Here is a 19,686-nt window from a genome sequence, read left to right on the forward strand (position 1 = left end):
CGCATCCGCACCCAGGACTACCGCTGGGACACCACCTTCGCGCGCATGCAACGATGATCACGGACCCTACACGTAACGCTATGCCTGATGTTATGCCTGACGCTGGCGGTGGAACGCGACCTTCATGCACCAATACATTCATTATCCGGCGGCTTTGCGAACGGTCCGTTACACGCGCCATCCGCCCACACCAGCTCTAACTGCGGCAAGACAGCCATGGGTGCTGCCTCGATCATATCCCGTGCCCCGACCGTGTCGTGCAGGTTCGCAGCGTGGATGTATGCCAGGAGGATCAGGCCCGACGTATCCACCAGAATGTGCCGCTTGCGCCCGAACGTCTTCCTGGCTGCGCCCGCGCCAGTTGTCGGTGCTGTCTGTGAATTGATCACGCAGGGGGGCAGTTGCGAGTGTACGGCCGGCCCTGTGCGCTGTGCGGACATCATTCTATGCGATCGATGCTTTGCATCGATAGTGGCGTGATAGCATGCACCAGGTACAGCCGGAGCGGACCAGATAGAAGATTGTCTGGGCTATGACCTGTCACGGCCACTTCGATGGACGCCCGAGGCGGCATGACGAAGGGAGAAGCGACTTTAGCCCTCTATTCTACGTCACTCAGGTCGGAAGGATCAGGTCGATCAGGCATGGCGCTCCAGCCAGGACATGCCGATCCAACGCACGAGATGGCCAACGAGCGACGTTACCGACAGTCAACTAGCCTGCTAAGCGCGCCGCAGGGCGTGCCTTGTCCAGGAGAAACGGCCCCACGACGTCATGCGCCAGATAGAAGGCACGCCGCTCGGGCGGCAGCTCGCGGAACGGGCCGACCTCGCGGCGGCAGCAGGGCGAGGCGCACGCGCAGGCCATCCGTTCCCGTGGGTTGCCGATATAGGTGGAGTAGTCATAGGTGAGCTGGTCGCCCGTGGCGATGTCGCGGAGCGCGATCAGGCGGTAGCCGAGCGGGCTCAGGCGGATCCCGCAGTTCGGCTCGCAGGAATGGTTGATCAGGTCGTCGATGCTGCCCCGGGGCAACAGGTAGCGGTCGTGGCCGACCTGGAAGCAGTGGATGCTGAGGTCGAGACCCAGCCGCCGCACCTGGGCTTCGTCGATCATCCCATCGAAATAGCCGGCATCCTCCTCGACCACGATTGCTCGCCCCGCCCGAACCGGGACGGCGGAGAAGATGCCGAGGCCGCAACCGCGTACATCGGCGATGTAGATGTTCCGGCACCGGCCGAGGTTGCGGCGCATGGCGGCGAGCTCGGCCGGCCCGGGTGCCGACGGAGTGCCGGCAAGCAGGGCCGGCCTCGGGCGCGGGACTGCCTTCGCCTCGGGCATCATCCCGGCGGCCGGCATGGCAGCCGGCACGGTCGGATCGGTCACCGCTTCGCCCATATCCAGAAACCCCCTGCAAGCCGACGCCATCGGCTGAGGGATATCTAAACTATTGGTTGTTTGATGTTCAATCTTTATGTCTTCTGGTTGCATAGATCGTGCCTGCCTGCGAGAGGCACCAGATGCCGCTCAGCCGGCAGCCAGCGCCGGATCGGCTGGCATCGCGAAAGGTACGGGCCGCGACGAGCCAGCGGAAACACGCTCCTGGGCGGTGCTGATCGTGGCGTCGATGGCGTCGGCTTCCACGGCACGCCCGAACAGGTAGCCCTGCAGCTCGTCACAGCCGATCTCGCGCAGGAAGCGAAGCTGGTCGGCGTCCTCTACGCCTTCGGCGGTGGTTGCGATGCCGAGCCCGTGGGCCAGCGTGACGATCGCGCGCACGATCGCCTCCGCCTTGGTCGCGCCGCCCAGGCGCGCCACGAAGGAGCGGTCGATCTTGATCCGGTCGAACGGCAGGCTCTGCAGATAGGACAGGGAAGAGTAGCCGGTGCCGAAATCATCCATGGCCAAGCGGATGCCGAGTGCCTTCATCTCCAGCAGGACGCCGCGCGCGCCCTCCAGGTCGTGCACCAGGAAACTCTCGGTGATCTCCAGCTCCAGGCGGGATGGCTCCAGGCCTGAGCGGTCGAGCGCACGCCGCACCGTAGTGATCAGGCGCGGGCTGCGCAGCTGCACGGGCGACAGGTTGACCGAGACCGGATAGCCCGGCCAGCGGGCCGCCGCCATGCAGGCCTCTTCCAGCACCCACTCGCCGATCGGCAGGATCAAGCCGGTCCGCTCGGCCACATCGATGAAGCCGCCCGGCATCACCAGCCCGCGCTCGGGATGGCGCCAGCGGACCAGGGCCTCGAAGCCGGCGAGCTCGGCCGTGTCGGCCCGGCATTTCGGCTGGAAATGCAGCTCCAGTTCCTGTGCCTCCAGGGCACGGCGCAGCTCCCGCTCGGTGTCGCGCCGCCGCTGCAGCTCCGAGTTCATCGCCGGCGCATAGAAGCGGAACGTGCCCCGTCCCTCGCTCTTCGCCTGGTAGAGCGCCAGATCCGCGCAGCGCATCGCCAGGTCCGCCTCGTCCGCGTCGGCCGGCAGCACCGCCACGCCGATGCTGGCGTTCACGTGGACGGCCTGCCCTTCCAGGTCGAACGGCTCGGCGATAGCCGCGAGCGCCCGGCGGCAGAAGGCCTCGGCCTCGTCCACCCCGCCGCAGCCGGACAGGAGGATGGCGAACTCGTCGCCGCCCAGCCGGGCGGCCATGTCGGTGCTGCGCACCAGGGCGCGCAGCCGCGCGGTGACGTCGCACAGGAGCCGGTCGCCGATCGGGTGGCCCAGCGTGTCGTTGACCTCCTTGAACTTGTCGAGGTCGAGATAAAGGGCGGCGCTGGATCTGGCCTCCACGCGCGCCACGGCCACCACCTCGGCCAGCCGCTCGGCGAACATCAGGCGGTTGGGCAGCCCGGTCAGCGGATCGTGCAGCGACAGGAACTCGGCGCGGGCCTTGGCCTCCACCTCGTCGGTGATGTCGGTGACGGCACCGCGGAAGCGGTCGATCCCGCCTTCCGGGGTCAGGATCGGCAGGCAGGCCAGCCGGAGCGTCCGCTGGCGGCCGCCCGCGTCGCGGACCGTCGCCCGCAGATCACGCAGCGGCGTGCGGGCCGTGCCGCCGGTCACGCTGGCCCACCCGCCGCTGGCGCTGTCGATCGGGCGCACTACCGCGACCAGGGAGCGGCCCAGCACCGCGTGGACCGGGATGCCGGTCACCTCCTCGAAGCGCCCCGACACGTAGGTCAGGCGCAGCTCATGGTCGGTCTCGAAGATCCAGTCCGAGGACGAGGTGGCAACGTCGCGAAAGCGCCCCTCGCTGGCCGCCACCGTCACGGCGGCGCGGCGCAGGGAGCGGCCGGTCAGGATGATCAGCAAGAGCAGGCCGGCCGCCGCCGCGGCGAGCCAGGGCAGGGCGGCATGCAGCAGCATCGTGCCCGGCCGGTCCGGTCGCCAGCGCAGCCAGCCGAGCTGGGCGTCATCGGCAGCCACCAGCGGCAGGGCTGCCCAATGGCCCGGGCGCTCGCTCAGGACCAGTTCGAATTCCAGGTCGTTCAGGAGATAGTCGGCGGCGATCTTGCGGACCACCTCCTCATCCAGGACATCGACGAACACCAGCAACGGCGCGGTCTCGGTGGTGGCACCCGCCACCGTGTCGTCATGCGGGAAGATCATGACCGCAGCGGCGAGTGCCGGCCTGCCCGCGACGGTCACCGCACCCACTGCCGCCTGGCCGTCACGCCCGCCGCGGCTGCGCGCCTGCCGCAGGAGCCGCTCGAGGCCATGGCCGATCACCTCGGCCGCATCGACCGGCACGATCTCGCCGCGATCGACGGCATAGGGGGTATCGCCCGCCGCATCGATGATGAAGACATATTCGTAGCCGAGCGAATCGTAGATGTTGCTGCCGTAATTGGCGCCATCATACACCCATTCGACATTCACCGTCGGATGGATGTTGCGATAGGCTTCCGACCAGAGCGCATAATCGCGGACGACGCGGCCGATCTCCGCGTTGCGGGCCTGGATCGCGGTCGCGGCCAGCCGTGCGGAGGCGGCCGACGCGGCCAGATCCTGCTCACGGGTCCCGAGGCCGACTACGGCGGCAAGCCCCACGGCACCGGCGATCACCAGAGCGGCGAAGCTCGTGACCAGGCGCAGGCCGAACCGCATGCCGCAGCCCCGGACCGATTCCGCCCCGCAGATACGCCGGAACAACGCGATCGACATGATCTGCACACCTGCTGGCTGCCCGTCGTCGCGACCTTGCCATGGTAATCCTAAGAAAGGATGAACCCGCCCGACACGAACCGGCAGCCGCTCCGGCCTGCCCGCAGGTCAGACGGGCACCCGCTCCGGCCGATCCTGTGCGTCGGTATTGCGCGGGTCATGGGCCATGCGGTGCGGGATCGGCTGGCGCGGGAAGCCTTTCATGCCGTGGGCTTCCTCCGTCTCGTCACGCGGAATCTCGACCGGGCTCAGCACGTAGGCGGTGAGCAGTTCCGCCACCGAGCGCAGCGCGTGCATGTGCACCCGCTCATAGCCGTGCGACGCATCGACTCCGAAGGTGACGAGCGCGTTGCGGATGTCGTGGCCCGCCACCAGCGCCGCGGCGGCATCGGAACGATAGTAGCGGAACACGTCCTTCTGGTAGCGGATGTCATGCTCGCGGCACAGCCGCACCAGCGAGCGGGTCAGGTGATAGTCGAACGGGCCGGTCTGGTCGGCCATCGCCACCGTCACCCCGAACTCGGCCGAGTCCTGCCCGGGGCCGGTCGTGCCGTTGTCCACCGCGACCACCGCGGCCACGTCGTCGGTGAGTGCCGAGGACGCGCCCACCCCGACTTCCTCAGCGATGGTGAACACGAAATGCGTGTCGACCGCCGGCTGCTCGCCATACGCCGCCAGCGCCTTGAGTGCCGCCAGCATCAGCGCCACGCCGGCCTTGTCGTCGAGATGGCGGGAAACGACATAGCCGTTCGCCACGAACTCCGGCTGCGGGTCGATCGCGACGATGTCGCCGATTTCCACACCCAGGCGGGTCAGATCGCGCCGGCTGGCAACGCCCGCATCCAGGCGCAGCTCGACATGGCGCCAGCCCACCGGCAGCGTGTCGACCTCCTCGTTGAAGATGTGGCCCGAGGCCTTGAGCGGCAGGATCGTGCCGCGGACATAGCCCTGCTCGGTGAACACGGTGACCCTGGCGCCCTCGGCGAAGCGCGCTGACCAGGTGCCGATCGGGACGAGCTCCAGCCGGCCATTGTCCTTGAGCTGCTTCACCTGCGCGCCCAGCGTGTCCAGGTGGGACACGATCGCGCGCGCGGGCCGGCTCTCCTTGCCGGCCACCACCGCCCGCACCGCGCCGCGTCTGGTGAGCGTCGGCACCAAGCCCAGCCGCTCCAGCTCCATGCAGACCTCGCGCACGATCGTGTCGGTGAACCCGGTCGGGCTCGGCACCTCGAGCAGGCGGGCGAGCTGCGCTGCGAGATATTCCGTGTCGATCGCCAGTCGCGCCATGTCGCTCCGCCCAAAGCTGCCGGCGTCGGTCCGCCAGGACCGCCGCACGGACCATGGGTTAGGCAAAAGCCGGACGCCACGGAAGGGCGCAATTCGGCCGGGCCGGGTGCCGGCGGTGGTTCCGCCGGCACCCGTCACTTCGGAAGCGCGGTCGCCGACCTTACGCGCGGCTGGTTGCCGCGATCTCGGCGACCCGCTCGGCCAGCACCGCCTGCCGGACCGCCGCCGGCACCGAGTTGGGGAACAGGAGGTCGATGAACCGCTCCGCAGTGGGCTGGGGCTGATGGTTGGCGAGGCCCGGCCGCTCGTTGGCCTCGATGAACACATAGTCCGGCTCGCGCGGCGAGCGGATCATGAAGTCGATGCCCACGACCGGAATGTCGATTGCGCGCGCCGCGCGGATGCCTGCCTCGATCAGGCGCGGGTGGACCTCGTCGGTCACGTCGTGGATCGTGCCGCCCGTATGGAGGTTGGCGGTGCGCCGCACCTGGATCTCGATGCCGGCCGGCGGCACGTCCTCCAGACGGTAGCCTTCGGCCGCCACGCAGCGCAGGGTTTCCGCATCGAGCGGGATCGTGGATTCGCCCCCGGTTGCGGCGGCACGGCGCCGGCACTGGACCTGGATCAGCTCCTTGAGCGAGCTCTTGCCGTCCCCGGTGACCCGGGGCGGCCGGCGTATCGCTGCCGCGACCAGGCGGAAGCCGATGATCACGAGCCGCAGATCCTCGCCCTCGGCTCGCCGCTCGACCAGCACCCGGTCGCAGTGGTGGCGCGCTGTCTCGACCGCGGCTTCCACGGCCTCGATCGTGTCCAGCCCCACGGCGACGCCGCGGCCCTGCTCGCCACGTGCAGGCTTCACGACCACGCTGCCGTGGCTCTTCAGGAACGCCTCCAGCGTCGCCCGATCGCGCGCCTCGACCTGCTCCGGCACCACCACGCCCGCCGCCTCGACGATCCGGCGCGTGACGGCCTTGTCGTCGCAGATGCTGACCGCGACCCCGCTGGTGAGCTCGCTCAGGCTCTCCCGGCAATGGATCGAGCGCCCGCCCAGCGACAAGCGGAAGAAGCCGCCTTCGGCATCGGTGACGTTGACGTCGATGCCGCGCCGGCGCGCCTCGTCCACGATGATCCGCGCATAGGGATTGAGTGCGGCATCGGGGGTCGGGCCGGTGAACAGCCGTTCGTTGATCGGGTTCTTGCGCTTCATGGTGAAGAACGGCACCCGCTTGAAGCCCAGCTTCTCATAGAGCGCGATCGCCTGCTCGTTGTCGTGCATGACGGTGAGATCGACATAGGCGGCGCCGCGGCCGGAAAGGAACTCTATCGCAGCACGTACCAGCGCCTCACCGATGCCGGGCTGGACCGCCTGCGGGTCCACCGCCAGGCACCAGAAGGAGGAGCCGCGCTCAGGGTCACCAAAGGCTGCCTGATGATCGATGGCCATGATCGTGCCGAGGATCTGCCCGCTCGCCTCGTCCTCGGCGACCATCAGCCGGATCGCTTCGGAATGGGTGAGGCCATCGAAATAGTCCGGCCGGATCGAAACCATGTGCCGGGTGGCGTAGAGCCCGTTCACGGCATCCATGTCCGCTGGATCCTGGATGAGGCGGATCCGGAAGCCCAGCATCGGCCGGGTGCCCGGCTCGTAGTCGGCGAGGTCCAGGCGGTAGGTGTGCGACGGGTCCAGGAACATCTCGTGCGGTGCCAGGGACAGGATCACATGCGGATCCTGCACATAGATCGCCACGTCGCGACGCTCCGCTCCTTCGGAGCGCATTGCCGCGACGAGCCGTTCCGGCTGGTCGAAGGTCTGGCCGAACAGGAGGGAGCCCCAGCCACAATCGACCGAGGCCTCGCGCCTGGTCGCCATCTCGCTCGCGGTCGCCATCTCGCTCGTCACCCCGCTCAGATCCCCTGCTCCTGCAGCCACAGCTCCAGCAGCCCGACCTGCCAGAGCTCCGAGCCGCGCAACGGCGTGATGGCATCGCGCGGGTTGGCGTAGAGCCGCTCCAGATAGTCCTGGCGGAACAGGCCGCGTTCCCGGGCAGCCTGGCTGGACAGGGCATCGCGCACGAGGTCCAGCCGGTTGCCCTCGATGTATTTCAGGCTCGGCACCGGGAAATAGCCCTTCTCCCGGTCGATCACCGCGGACGGGATGACCTTGCGGGCGGCTTCCTTCAGCACGCCCTTGCCGCCCTGCGCCAGCTTGTGCCGGGATGGGATACGGGCGGCGAACTCGGCGAGCTCGTAATCGAGGAAGGGCACGCGCGCTTCCAGGCCGAAGGCCATGGTCATGTTGTCGACCCGCTTGACCGGGTCGTCCACCAGCATGACCGTGCTGTCCAGGCGCAGCGCCTTGTCGACCGGGTCGTCGGCCCCGGGCTGGCCGAAGCTCTCGGCGACGAAGGCACGCGCCTCGTCCCTGTCGATCTGCCACTCGGGCGTCAGCTCCCGGCCGAGCCGCGTGTGGTCGCGATCGAAGAAGCGCCTAGCATATTCGGCCACCGGGTCGTTGGAGCCGGCGAGCGGCGGATACCAGTGATAGCCGCCGAAGACCTCGTCGGCCCCCTGGCCGGACAGCACCACCTTCACGTGGCGCGCCACTTCCTTGGAGAGGAGGTAGAAGGCCACGTTGTCGTAGGAGACCATCGGCTCGGACATGGCGCGGATGGCGCCGGGCAGTGCCTCCAGCATCTCCCGTTCCGGCACGAAGATCTTGTGGTGGCGGGTTCCGTAATGCTGGGCGATCAGGTCGGAATAGCGGAACTCGTCGCCCTTCTCGCCATTGGCTGCCTCGAAGCCGATCGAGAAGGTTTCGAGCCCCGACTGGCCGAACTCGGCGAGCAGGCCCACGATCAGGCTGGAGTCGAGGCCGCCCGAGAGCAGCACGCCCACCGGCACGTCGGCCACCATCCGGCGCAGCACTGCCTGGCGGAATTCCTCGAGCAGCAGGTCGCGCCATTCCTCGGCCGGTCGGGCCTCGTCCTCGGCGCTCCGCGTGTAGCTGATCCGCCAGTAGACCTCGTCGCGGCTGGTGCCGTCCGGCTCGATCACCCGCACGGTCGCCGGCGGCAGCTTGCGGACACCCTTCAGGATGGTCCACGGCGCCGGCACCACGGCATGGAAGGTCATGTAGAACTGCAGGGCGACGCGATCGATCGACTTGTCCACCCGGCCGCTCCTGACCAGGGCAGGCAGCGAGGAGGCGAACAGCAGGGCGCCATCGGATTCGGCGAGATAGAGCGGCTTGATCCCGAACCGGTCGCGCGCCAGCACGAGCCGGCCGCTCTCGCGCTCATGAATCGCGAACGCGAACATGCCGTTGAAGCGGCGCACGCAGTCCGTGCCCCAGGCATGGTAGGCCTTGAGGATCACCTCGGTGTCGGCATGGGAGAAGAAGCCGTAGCCCAGGCCCTCCAGCTCGGCGCGCAACTCCCGATAATTGTAGACGCAACCGTTGAAGGCGATGCTGAGCCCGAGGTCGGGATCGACCATCGGCTGCTCGCCGCGGGCCGACAGGTCGATGATGCTGAGCCGGCGGTGGCCGAGCGTCACCCGGCCGCGCGCCAGGATCCCGCTATCGTCCGGTCCGCGTGCCGCGAGGGCATCGTTCATCGCCTCGGTGGCAGCCGTCCCGGCCGGCCGGCCATCGAAGCGCGCCTCGCCGCAGAACCCGCACATGCTGCAATACTCCTCGTCCGCTTCCGATGATGATGATGCCTACGTGAAAGCTTGGCGTGGCCGTTCGCTCCCTGCGCCGGACCCCGAGCCGGCCGCGATCCTGCAATGGCGGTGGCAGCAATGTCCGGAGCTGCCGCCGGCCTGACGGGCATAAGGATAATACCCTATACAGTGGGCGCTGATCACGACGCCCGGCCAGAATGATTTCGTCGGACCAATCCCCTACCCGTAGGCTAATACATCCCTGTCAGGTACCACATAGAGTACCGGCCTTGAGCATCAACCGCCGAAGCTGGATTTTCCGTGTCGTTACGATCCGGTAACGGGAGCTTTGTCCGGTTCCGGTTGTAGTATGGGATGCAACGACAGGGCCATCCGGCCGTTGATGATCGGGGTGCTCGGGGCTTGGCCGCGCTCCTGCCGGCTGCCCGGAATTCAGCCATATCGGGGAAGGACGCCAGACCATGACCGTGATCCGCTCGGCGCTCGCCAGCCTGTTCCTGGCGGGCCTGCTCGTCCTGCCGGCCCTGCGCCCGGCCGACGCGCAAATCCCGGCCGACGTCCTGGTGGTCGGCCAGATCGCCGAGCCTGCCTCGATGGATCCCGCGGTCAGCACGGCGACCAACGACTTCCGCATCCTGGTCAATCTCTACGAGGGGCTGGTGCGCTACAAGCCGGGCACGCTCGAGGTGGAGCCGGCGCTGGCGGAGAGTTGGACGATCTCCGAGGACGGGCGAGTCTACGAGTTCAAGCTGCGCCAGGCCGTGACCTTCCACGACGGCACCCCCTTTGATGCGGAGGCCGTGAAGTTCAACTTCGAGCGGATGCTGGACGAGAACCACCCGGCCGCCGGCACCGGCCCGTTCCCGCTGGCCTTCTTCTTCTCCGCCATCGAGAAGGTCGAGGTGGTGGATCCCCAGACCGTGCGCTTCACCCTGACGGAAGCGTTCGCGCCCTTCCTGTCCAATCTCGCCTATCCCACCGGGCTGATCGTCTCGCCCAGCGCGGTCACCGAGCAGGGCCAGGACTATGCCCGCAATCCGGTCGGCACGGGGCCGTTCCGCTTCGTCGAGTGGGTCGGTAGCCAGCAGGTGACCATCGAGCGCAATCCGGACTACTGGGGCGAGCCGGCGAAGCTCCAGACGGTGGTGTTCCGGCCGATCGCGGATGCCAACACCCGTGCCGCCGAGATGCTGGCCGGCGGGATCGATGTGATGGTCGAGGTGCCGCCGGACGCGCTCGGCCAGTTCAGCGGCGGCGACTTCCAGGTCCACGAGCAGGCCGGGCCGCATTTGTGGTTCCTGATCCTGAACACGCGCGAGGGGCCGCTCCAGGACAAGCGGGTCCGCCAGGCCGTGAACTACGCGATCGACAAGCAGGTGATCGCCGACAACATCCTCCAGGGTACGGCCGTGCCGGCCAAGGGGCCGATCGCACCCGCCTTCGAGTGGGCCTACGACGATACGATCGAGGGCTATCCGCACGATCCGGACAAGGCGAAGGCACTCCTGGCCGAAGCCGGGGCCGAGGGCGCCAGGCTCACCTTCTATGTCGCCGAGAGCGGCTCGGGCATGCTGGACCCGGTCGCGATCGGCACGGCGATCCAGGCCGACTTGGCCAAGGTCGGGCTGGAGGTCGAGATCCAGACCTATGAGTGGAACACCTATCTCGCCAACGTGAATGCGGGCCTGGGCGACAAGGCCGACATGGCCGAGATGGCCTGGATGACCAACGACCCGGACACGCTCCCCTACCTGACGCTGCGCACCGACGCCCTGCCGGAGAATGGCGGGTTCAACTCGGGCTATTACTCCAACCCGGAGCTCGACCGGATCCTGGACGAGGCACGGCGCGAGAGCGAACAGGACAAGCGTGGCGAGCTCTACCGGCAGGCGCAGCGGATCATCGTCGAGGACGCGCCCTGGGCGTTCATCGCGCACTGGCAGCAGAACGCCGTGACCACCGGAACGGTCCAGGGCTTCGCCTTGCAGCCGTCCTTCTTCCTGCTGCTCGACGACGTCAGCAAGCAGTAGGGCAGCCGGCCTTGCCCGCCTATGTCCTGGGCCGCCTGCTGGCCCTGCTGCCGGTCCTGTTCGGGCTCAGCCTGATCGTGTTCCTGATCATGGCGCTGATCCCGGGCGATCCGGCCCAGGCGATCCTGGGCTCCTATGCGACCCCGGAGAACGTCGCGCGGATCAACCGCGACCTCGGCCTGGATCGGAGCCTGCCCGTCCAGTACCTCACCTGGCTCGGCAACGTGGTGACGGGCGATCTCGGCCGGTCCTACAGCCTGAACCGCCCGGTGCTGGACGAGGTGCTGGAGCGCTTCTCGGCGACCCTGATCCTGGCGGGGGCGGCGCTGGTCCTGGCCTCGGTGCTGGGCCTGCTCGCCGGGATCGTGTCCGCGGTCTACCAGTACGGCCTGGCCGACAAGCTCGTGACCTTCGCCGTGCTGATCGGCATCTCCCTGCCGAGCTTCTGGCTGGGCCTGCTCCTGATCCTCCTGTTCGCGGTGCGGTGGCGGCTCCTGCCGGTGAGCGGCATGTATGCGATCTATGGCGGCGGCGGCCTCGTCGACCTGCTCTGGCACCTGATCCTGCCGGCCACCACGCTCGCCGTGGTGGCCGCCGGCGTGATCGCCAGGCTCACCCGCTCGGCGATGCTGGAGGTCCTGCGCCAGGACTTCGTGCGCACCGCGCGCGCCAAGGGGGTGAGCGAGCGGGGCGTCGTGTTCCGCCATGCGCTGAAAGCCGCCATGGTGACGGTGATCCCGGTGATCGGCATCCAGGCCGGCTTCGTGCTGGGCGGTGCCGTCTATATCGAAACGGTGTTCCAGTGGCCCGGGATCGGCCGGATGCTGGTGGACGCGATCGGCACCCGCGACATCCTGCTGGTGCAGGGCGGCGTGCTGGTGGTGGCCGCCAGCTATGTGCTGTTCAACCTCCTGGCGGACGTGGTGCAGCGCCTGCTCGATCCCAGGATCGCCGCATGAAAGCTGCCCGGGGCTTTTTCGCGCGCCTGCTGCGCAACCGGATGGCGGCAGCCGGCCTCCTCGTGCTGGCGCTGATCCTGGCCGTCGTGCTGGCCGCGCCCATCCTGCCGCTGGCCGACCCGGACGCCACCGATCCGGCACGGCGCCTCCTGCCGCCGTTCAGCGAAGGCGCCTGGCTCGGCACCGATGCGCTCGGCCGCGACCTCCTGGCCCGCCTGGTCTGGGGTAGCCGGCTCAGCCTCGCGGTCGGCGTGGCCGCGTCCCTGCTGGCCGCCGTCCTGGGCTCCACGGTGGGGCTGCTGGCTGGCTATCTCGGCGGCTGGACCGACACGCTGCTGATGCGCGGCATCGATACGCTGATGGCGTTTCCCTACCTCCTGCTGGCGTTGGCGATCGTGGCGGTGCTGGGGCCGGGCCTGCTCAACGCGCTCTACGCGGTGGTGGTGGTCAACATCCCGTTCTTCGCCCGCAACGTGCGTGGCGTGGCGGCGGGCCTGCGCCACCGCGAGTTCGTGGATGCGGCACGGCTCTCCGGCATGGGCAGTGCGCGCATCCTCCTGCAGGAGGTGCTGCCGAACGTCATGCCGGTGATCGTGATCACCGTGTCGACCACGATCGGCTGGATGATCCTGGAAACGGCCGGCCTGTCCTTTTTGGGCCTGGGCTCGCAGCCGCCGCAGGCCGACCTCGGTTCCATGCTGGGCGAGGGGCGCAAGGTGCTGATCAACGCGCCGCACGTCGCGGCCGTGCCGGGCCTGCTCGTGTTCCTGATCGTGATGAGCATGAACCTGATCGGCGACGGCGTGCGCGATGCCATCGACCCCCGGCTGCGCACCGGCCTGCCCGGCAAGCCGGGTACCGCGACCAGGGTCGAGCGGCCGGACGTGCCGGCCGGGCATGACGGGGACGCGGGCGCGCTCCTGGACGTCCGGAACCTGAAGGTAGCCTTCGACACCGGGTCGGGCCGGAACCTCGCCGTGCAGGGGGTCGACCTCGCCGTGGCGCCCGGCGAGTGCCTGGGCATCATCGGCGAATCCGGCTCGGGCAAGTCGGTGACCGCACTGGCGCTGGCCCGGCTGGTGCCCTCGCCGCCGGGCGTGATCACGGGCGGTGTCGTGCGCTTCGAGAAGGACGACCTCCTGGCCGCCCCGCCCGGTCTCCTGCGCCGGCTGCGCGGTGGCCGGATCGCCTATGTCTTTCAGGACCCGCTCACCACGCTGCACCCGCTGATGCGGGTGGGCGACCAGGTGATCGAGGCCATCCAGGCGCACCAGCGCCAAGCAGCCGGTGCGGCCCGGGCACGGGTCCACGAGCTGTTCGCCGCCGTCCGCCTGCCCGAGCCGGACCGGATCATGCAGGCCTATCCGCACGAGCTCTCGGGCGGCCAGCGCCAGCGGGTCTCGATCGCGATGGCCCTGGCCAACGACCCGGACCTGATCATCGCCGACGAGCCGACCACGGCGCTGGATGTGACGGTCCAGGCCGGCATCCTCGACCTCCTGGCCGAGCTGCGGCGGCAGCGCCGGCTGGCGCTGGTCTTCATCAGCCACGACTTCGGCGTGATCGCCCGGATCTGCGACCGGGTGGCGGTGATGCATGGCGGCGAGATCGTCGAGACGGGGCCGGTGTTGGACGTGCTGCACCGGCCCCGCCATTCCTATACGAGGCGGCTGATCGCGGCGGTGCCGGTGCTCGGGCGGGCCAAGGAGATCCTGCGCACAGACCCGCTGGAGGCCCCGGCATGAGCGGTGCTCCCGCGGTCCAGGTCCGGGACCTGGTGAAGACCTATCGCCCGCGCTTTGCCCTGTTCGGCCGGAGGCGGAAGCCGGTGACGGCGCTTGGCGGCGTTTCCCTGGCGGTGGCGCCGGGCGAGACGCTCGGGATCGTCGGCGAATCCGGCTGCGGCAAGACCACGCTCGCCCGCTGCCTGGTAGGCCTGCTGCGCCCGAGCAGTGGCCAGGTCCTGGTGGCGGGGCAGCCGATCGATCGGCTGGCGGCAGAAGGGCCGGCAGCGCTCGGTCGATCAGTCCAGTACGTGTTCCAGGACCCGATCTCGTCCCTGAACCCGCGCCGGACGATCCGGCAGACGCTGGCCGTGCCGCTGCGCTTCCTGGCCGGCCTGCCCCCAGGCGATCACCCGGCCCGGCTGCGGGAGCTGATGGAAGGGGTGGGGCTCGACCCGGCCATGCTCGACCGCTACCCGCACGAGTTCTCGGGCGGGCAGGCACAGCGGATCGCCATCGCCCGCGCATTGGCCGCAGGTGCCCGGGTGGTCGTGCTGGACGAGCCGGTGTCGGCGCTCGACGTGTCGGTGCAGGCCCAGGTCCTGCGCCTCCTGGTGGAGCTGAAGGCCCGCCACGACCTGACCTATGTGTTCATCAGCCACGACCTCGCCGTGGTCGAGGCGCTGGCCGACCGGGTCGTGGTGATGTCGGCAGGGGCGGTGGTCGAGGAGGGCAGGCCCGAGGAACTGTTCTCGGCACCCAGCCATCCCTACACCCGCCGCCTGGTGGCCTCCGTCCCGCGCCTCTAGCTGGGCGGCCCTCAGTAGTCGTAGCGCCACTGGACGCCGAAGCCGCTTTCCGCGTCCTCGGTGGTTTCGGTCTGGACGGTGACGTTCGGCGCCACCTCGACCTCCACCACGACCCGGCCGGAGCCCGGTGCCACGCCGCGTTCGACCTGCAGGTACACGTCCTCCGAGATGTAGCGGCCCGCCTTCACCGAGGCATCCTCCGGGCTGGACCCGCCGAACTCCAGCGTGTCGACGCCCAGGCCCTGGCGCAGCCGGTCGAAGATGCCGGGCCCCCCGCCGCCGCGCAGCGTGTTCACCGCCGCGGCCAAGCGCAGGCCCTGGGCCGGGGTGATGGTCGACAGGTCGCGGCCGAACAGGATCTCGGCCATGATCTCGTCCTGCGGCCGCACCGGGTCGCTGGTGAGCTCGAGCTGCGGATCGCTGGCCCGCCCGGTGACCCTCAGGATGCCGGTCAGGGTGTTCGCCTCGAACTCCGCCGCGATGTCGAGCTCCGGGTCCGGCGGCACCCCGCCGTCCAGGGTCACCCGGCCGGTGGTCAGGTTGAAGCGGCGGTCCAGGAAGTCGATGAAGCCGCGCCGGAACTCGATCTGGCCGGTCACCACGGGCTCAGCGGCGGTCCCGCTGACCTCCACTCGGCCGCCCCACTCCGAATCGAGCCCGCGCCCGCGCACGAAGACCCGCTCGGGCATGTCCACCACGATGTCGAGCCTGATCGGATAGGGCGGTGCAGCCTGGTCGTTGCGGCCGTTCGCCTGCCCGTTGCCGTCGCTCACCTCGATCACCGGGATCGACTGGGCGCCGCCGCCCAGGTCCTGGATCGAGATGTCGGCCCGGTTGACCCGGATCCGGCCGATCAGATCGGCGCCGCTGCGATCGCCCCTGGCCTCGAAGGTGCCACTCAGCTCGGCCTGGATCTGGTCGCTGGAGATCGGGCTGAACTCGTCGAAACGCAGCTGCGTGCCGAACGGCAGCGCCGGGTCGCCCAGATTGGCCTGGCCGGTGCCGGTCATCCGGCCGGACCGGCTGCCATTCGCCGACAGCTCGGTCAGCTCGATCCGCTGCCCGCTCGCCCGGATCGTCAGGTTCAGGTCGCGGATCCCCGCACCGCTCGTGACATCGGCGAACCCGCCCTGGCGAACGTCGATGCTGCCATTGGCCTGTGGCTGCAGGATCGTACCGCCGAAGCGCAGGTCGCTCACCAGCCGGCCGGCGACCTGCTGGCCGTCCAGTGCGGCGAACCGACCGACCCTGGCGAGATCCAGCGTGCCGGTGAGCGAGCCGCCGATCGCACCGTCCATCGGCAGGTCGACCTCGAACGGCTGCAGGGCCAGGCGCAAGGGTAGATCGGCCACCAGGCGCAGCGGCTGCTCGCCGAAGCCCTGGAGGTCCAGGGTGACGGTCGCCTGGCGGCCGGTGGTCTGGGCCGACAGGTCCAGATCCAGTGGCGCCGGGGGCACCCCGGCCACCTCCTGCACGCTGAGGCCGCGGCCGGTCACGCTCAGGTCGAGGCGCGGCGCCGTCGTGCTGCCCGCGATGGCGAGGTCGGCCTCGACCGTACCGGCCAGCGGCGGCGCACCGAGTTCTGCCAGCGTCGCGAGATCCAGCCCCTCCAGCCGCAGCCCGCCGCTCGCCTCCGTGCCGGCGAGGCTGGCATCGCCGGACAGCCGGGCCTGGCCCAGGCGCAGGTCGAGGTCGGACAGCTCGGTGCGGCCGGGCGCCAGCTCGACCCTGGCCGGCTGCTGGAGGCGCAGCGGCAGCTCGGCGAGCTGACCCTCCAGCCGGGTCAGGTCCAGCCGCATCACCTCGCCGCTGCGGCGGATCGTGGTCGCGGCGTCCAGGGTGAGCGGGACGAAGGCATGGCCGCCGGTCGAGAGCGTCACTGCCAGCGCGTCCAGCGGCCCCACCGCCCGCACGGTGGTGCGGTCCAGGTCCACATCCGGGCGTGCCAGGTCCTGCGCCACCAGCTGGGCGTCGACTTTCGGCGTTCCCAGAAGGTCGGTGAGGCCTGCCTGGAGGTCGAGACTGCCGAGCTCGATCACACCCGGCAGGGCGATGAGGCTGCCGCGCACGCTGGCCTGGGCCGACTGGCCCTCGTCCCGCGCCGCGCGCAGGTCCAGTTCGAGCGTGCCGGACAGCGGCTGGCCCACCAGCGGCTCCAGTTCGGCCAGGCTGCCGACCCCGCCGGTCAGCCGGCCACTGGCGAGCGGGCCGGTCAGGTCGACCGAAAGGTCCCCGTCCAGCCGCGCCTGGCCCGGCCCGCGCAACTGCACCTGGCGGAGTTCGACCTGGTCGCCCTGCTTGGCAAAGCCGGTCTTCAGGGTCAGCGGCGTCCGGTCGGCGAGCACCGCCAGGTCGAGCGTGCCTTCGGGTGCCTGAATCAGGTCGGCCGCATCGAGCGTGGCCCGGACCTGGCCCAGCGATCGGCCGGCGGCCTGGACCTCTTCGCCGGCCAGTTGCACCCGCACGGCCGGATGGTCGAGGTCGCCGCTGGCGGTGGCATCCAGGGTCAGGCTGCCGGCCAGCTCGGTGCCGGCGGCGGCGGCCGCCCTGGTGAGGTCAGGCATCTCTGCCCGCAGCGTGCCGGCCAGCCTTCGGTCGTCCAGGCCCAGCCGGCCTTCGCCGGTGAGCCCGAGGGCGGCGGTGCGCAGGTCGATCGAATCCAGCCGGGCGGTCCTTCCGGAGCCGTCCTCTGCCGTGGTGACGCCGCCATGGGCCTCGAGGGTAAGCTCCTTGCCCAGGAGATCGGCGAACCGGGCGGGCAGGTTCGCCAGTTGCTCGGCACGCAGGGTCAGCCGTGCTGCCGGCTGCTCCACCGTCCCGTCCGCCACGAGCTCCAGCGTCGCCCGGCCAGTCGGCTCGCCGCCCAGCCAGCGGCCGAGAAAGCCCAGTTCCGCAGCCTCGCCGGTGAGGTTTGCCGCCAGTGTGCCGTCGGCCGGCTGGAAGCTGCCCTCGCCGGTGACCCCCAAGGCCGCGGTGGTCAGGTCCAGCCGGGACAGGACCAGCCGGCCGTCGTCCATCCTGGAGGCGGCTGCCGTCAGTGCCGGCGAAGCGCCGACCAGCTCGGCCAGATCGGCCGGCAGGCCGCCGAGACCGGTGGTGGTGAGCGCCAGCTCGGCCGTGGGTTCGGCCAGCGTGCCGGACGCCCGGACGTCCAGGTCGGCCTGCCCGGCCAGCTCCATCCCCGCCAGGGCCGACAGCGCGCCGAGATCGGGCACGGCGCCGTTCAGGCGCAGGTCGAGCGGCCCGTCCGCCAGGGCCACCCGGCCCGTCCCGGTGATCTCGGCGGCCCGGAGCCGGGCGGCGAAGCTGTTCAGGGTGATGTCGCGGGAATCGTCGATCACCGCGTCGGCCGTGACCGTCACCGTGTCGCCCAGGATCGGCACGAACGCCGTCGGCATGCCGTCCAGCCCGGTCAGGCGGAGGTCGAGCCTGCTGGCGCCATCGCCGCTGCCGCCATCGGTCAGGTCGATCTGCGCGTCCAGGGCTGCCTGGCCATCCAGCGACTTCCAGCCCTCGGGCAGAAAGGCGGCAAAGCTCGCCAGGGACGGTACCGAGCCATCGAGCGACGCGGTACCGGCCAGCGTGCTCGTGTCCAGATCGGCCTGGCCGGTCAGCTTCGCGCCCAGCCCCGCCAGGTCCAGCGTGTCGATCCGCACCTGGCCCGCGCGGGCCGCGGCACCGGTGGCGGCCAACGTGACCGGGCCGCCATCGCCCAGAGGCTCCTCCGCCAGGGTCAGTGCATCGGCCGCGAGGCGCAGATCGAAGCTGCCGCCCTCCAGGGGCTCGCCCAGTGCGGAATCGGCCTGGAGGGACAGGTCGGTCTGGAGCTGCGCCAGGCCCAGCCGGTCGAGTGCCAGCCTCTCGCCGCGCAGGCTCAGATCGGCGGCCGGTCGCTCGCGGGTGCCGGCCAGGCGCAGCACTGCCTGGGCGGAGCCGGCCAGCTCGGTGCCGGCGAGCGGCGCCAGCGGAGTCAGGTCCGGAAGGTCGGCGGTGAGCGTACCGGCCAGCTCTCCCTCGCCCGCCGGCACGCGCAGGCCGCTGCCGTTCAGGGTCGCTGCGGCGAGCGTCGCATCGAGTCGCTCCACCGCGATCGAGCCGTCGCCCTCGAACGTGGCGGCAAGAGACAGCTCGGGCTGCTCGCCCACGAGCGGCGCCAGGTCCGCCGGCAGGATCCCGGCTGCCGGCCGCAGCGCAGCGTCCATGCCGAGCGACGCCCGGTCGGTCAGGCCCAGCCGCAGATCGGCATCCATGGCCGCCACCTGCGCCAGGTCCAGGAAGAGCCGGCCCCGCCAGTCGTCGAGTGGGCCGTTGCCGTTCAGGTCGAGCCGGAGGTCACCCGCCTCGGGCAGGCCGGCCAGCCGCCCGACTAGGCCACCGGTCTCGTGGCCGGCGACGTTCAGGTCGAGCCGCTGTGCCGCCAGATCGATTGAAGCGGCCAGGTCCAGGCCGAGCGTGGCCTGGTCGACCCGCTGCAAGGCGAACCGGGCATCCGCCCGCTGGCCCTGGTCGCGCGTGGCGGTCTCGCCGGTCAGGGCCAGCACCATCGGCTCGCCCAGCAAAGGCTGGCCCAGCTCGATGCGCTGGGCGGCCAGCCGGTCCACCCGGAGGGAGGGCAGGACGCGCGGCAGGCTGGCCGGATCGGGCAGGGAGAAGGGTTCGGGCGGCGGCTCCGGTGCGGTCGAGACCGGTGCCCGGGCCACGGCGATCCGGCCGGCACTCAGGTCGCGGACATGGACCCGGCCACCGAACAGCTCGGTCCAGGCCAGGTCCAGGTGCAGGTCCTCCGCCTCCAGCCATACGCCCTTGTGGTCGGCGATGCTCAGGCCTCCGATTGCCGGGGCGAACGGCAGGCTGCCGCGCAGCCCGGCAATGCGGATCTCGGAATCGCTGCCGGCCGTGAGCCGCTGGACGGTGTTCGCCAGATAGTCCTGCACCGGCGGCAACTGGATCGCCGCCAGCAGCAGCACCACGAGGCCGAGCGGTACGGCCAGCAGGGCGACCACCAAGGCGAAAAGACGACCCAGCCAGATCAAGA

General features: G+C 70.1%; 11 protein-coding genes. 4 read left to right on the forward strand and 7 right to left on the reverse strand.

All coding sequences use genetic code 11. From position 1 onward, the window contains the following. Nucleotides 1–122: 122 nt before the first annotated feature. The 6 genes from HLA95_RS29205 to HLA95_RS19765 all read right to left on the reverse strand — a co-directional run bounded on the left by HLA95_RS29205 (nt 123) and on the right by HLA95_RS19765 (nt 9,126). Nucleotides 123–443, reverse strand: a complete 321-nt coding sequence (locus HLA95_RS29205) for a transposase (RefSeq protein WP_322100153.1) — start codon at nt 441–443, stop codon at nt 123–125. A gap of 271 nt (nt 444–714) precedes the next feature. Next, nucleotides 715–1,383 (reverse strand): SET domain-containing protein, encoded by a 669-nt coding sequence (locus HLA95_RS28970; protein ID WP_191061542.1) that lies wholly within the window; start codon nt 1,381–1,383, stop codon nt 715–717. Between the two features lie 141 nt (nt 1,384–1,524). Then, nucleotides 1,525–4,158 carry a bifunctional diguanylate cyclase/phosphodiesterase gene (locus HLA95_RS19750; RefSeq protein WP_222184270.1) on the reverse strand — a complete coding sequence of 878 codons (2,634 nt, stop codon included), beginning with the start codon at nt 4,156–4,158 and terminating at the stop codon, nt 1,525–1,527. 108 nt (nt 4,159–4,266) lie between these two features. Then, nucleotides 4,267–5,445 carry an osmoprotectant NAGGN system M42 family peptidase gene (locus tag HLA95_RS19755; protein WP_191062103.1) on the reverse strand — a complete coding sequence of 393 codons (1,179 nt, stop codon included), beginning with the start codon at nt 5,443–5,445 and terminating at the stop codon, nt 4,267–4,269. Nucleotides 5,446–5,605: 160 nt separating this feature from the next. Further along, the gene (gene ngg / locus HLA95_RS19760) at nt 5,606–7,333 is read right to left on the reverse strand and encodes an N-acetylglutaminylglutamine synthetase (protein ID WP_191058914.1); all 1,728 of its coding nucleotides are present in this window, start codon (nt 7,331–7,333) and stop codon (nt 5,606–5,608) included. Between the two features lie 17 nt (nt 7,334–7,350). After that, the gene (locus HLA95_RS19765; RefSeq protein ID WP_191058913.1) at nt 7,351–9,126 is read right to left on the reverse strand and encodes an N-acetylglutaminylglutamine amidotransferase; all 1,776 of its coding nucleotides are present in this window, start codon (nt 9,124–9,126) and stop codon (nt 7,351–7,353) included. Nucleotides 9,127–9,590: 464 nt separating this feature from the next. Between HLA95_RS19765 and HLA95_RS19770 the strand changes: the two genes are divergently transcribed. Genes HLA95_RS19770 through HLA95_RS28425 form a run of 4 tightly spaced genes read left to right on the forward strand, consistent with a single transcriptional unit; the run spans nt 9,591 to nt 14,651 of the window. Next, nucleotides 9,591–11,159, forward strand: coding sequence for an ABC transporter substrate-binding protein (locus HLA95_RS19770; RefSeq protein WP_191058912.1), 1,569 nt, complete (start codon nt 9,591–9,593; stop codon nt 11,157–11,159). A gap of 11 nt (nt 11,160–11,170) precedes the next feature. Further along, complete coding sequence (locus HLA95_RS19775; RefSeq protein ID WP_191058911.1) at nt 11,171–12,118, forward strand: ABC transporter permease; 948 nt, start codon at nt 11,171–11,173, stop codon at nt 12,116–12,118. Beyond that, nucleotides 12,115–13,863: a dipeptide/oligopeptide/nickel ABC transporter permease/ATP-binding protein gene (locus HLA95_RS28420; RefSeq protein ID WP_191058910.1), complete on the forward strand. Its 1,749-nt coding sequence runs from the start codon at nt 12,115–12,117 to the stop codon at nt 13,861–13,863. The genes HLA95_RS19775 and HLA95_RS28420 overlap by 4 nt, the downstream gene beginning before the upstream one ends. Then, nucleotides 13,860–14,651, forward strand: a complete 792-nt coding sequence (locus HLA95_RS28425; RefSeq protein WP_191058909.1) for an ATP-binding cassette domain-containing protein — start codon at nt 13,860–13,862, stop codon at nt 14,649–14,651. The genes HLA95_RS28420 and HLA95_RS28425 overlap by 4 nt, the downstream gene beginning before the upstream one ends. A gap of 11 nt (nt 14,652–14,662) precedes the next feature. Here the strand turns inward: HLA95_RS28425 and HLA95_RS19785 are convergent, their stop codons facing one another. Next, nucleotides 14,663–19,684 (reverse strand): translocation/assembly module TamB domain-containing protein, encoded by a 5,022-nt coding sequence (locus HLA95_RS19785; RefSeq protein WP_222184272.1) that lies wholly within the window; start codon nt 19,682–19,684, stop codon nt 14,663–14,665. Between the last annotated feature and the right edge of the window lie 2 nt (nt 19,685–19,686).

This window comes from Geminicoccus harenae (genome assembly GCF_019800005.1).
In the GTDB taxonomy this organism is placed as follows: Bacteria; Pseudomonadota; Alphaproteobacteria; order Geminicoccales; family Geminicoccaceae; genus Geminicoccus; species Geminicoccus harenae.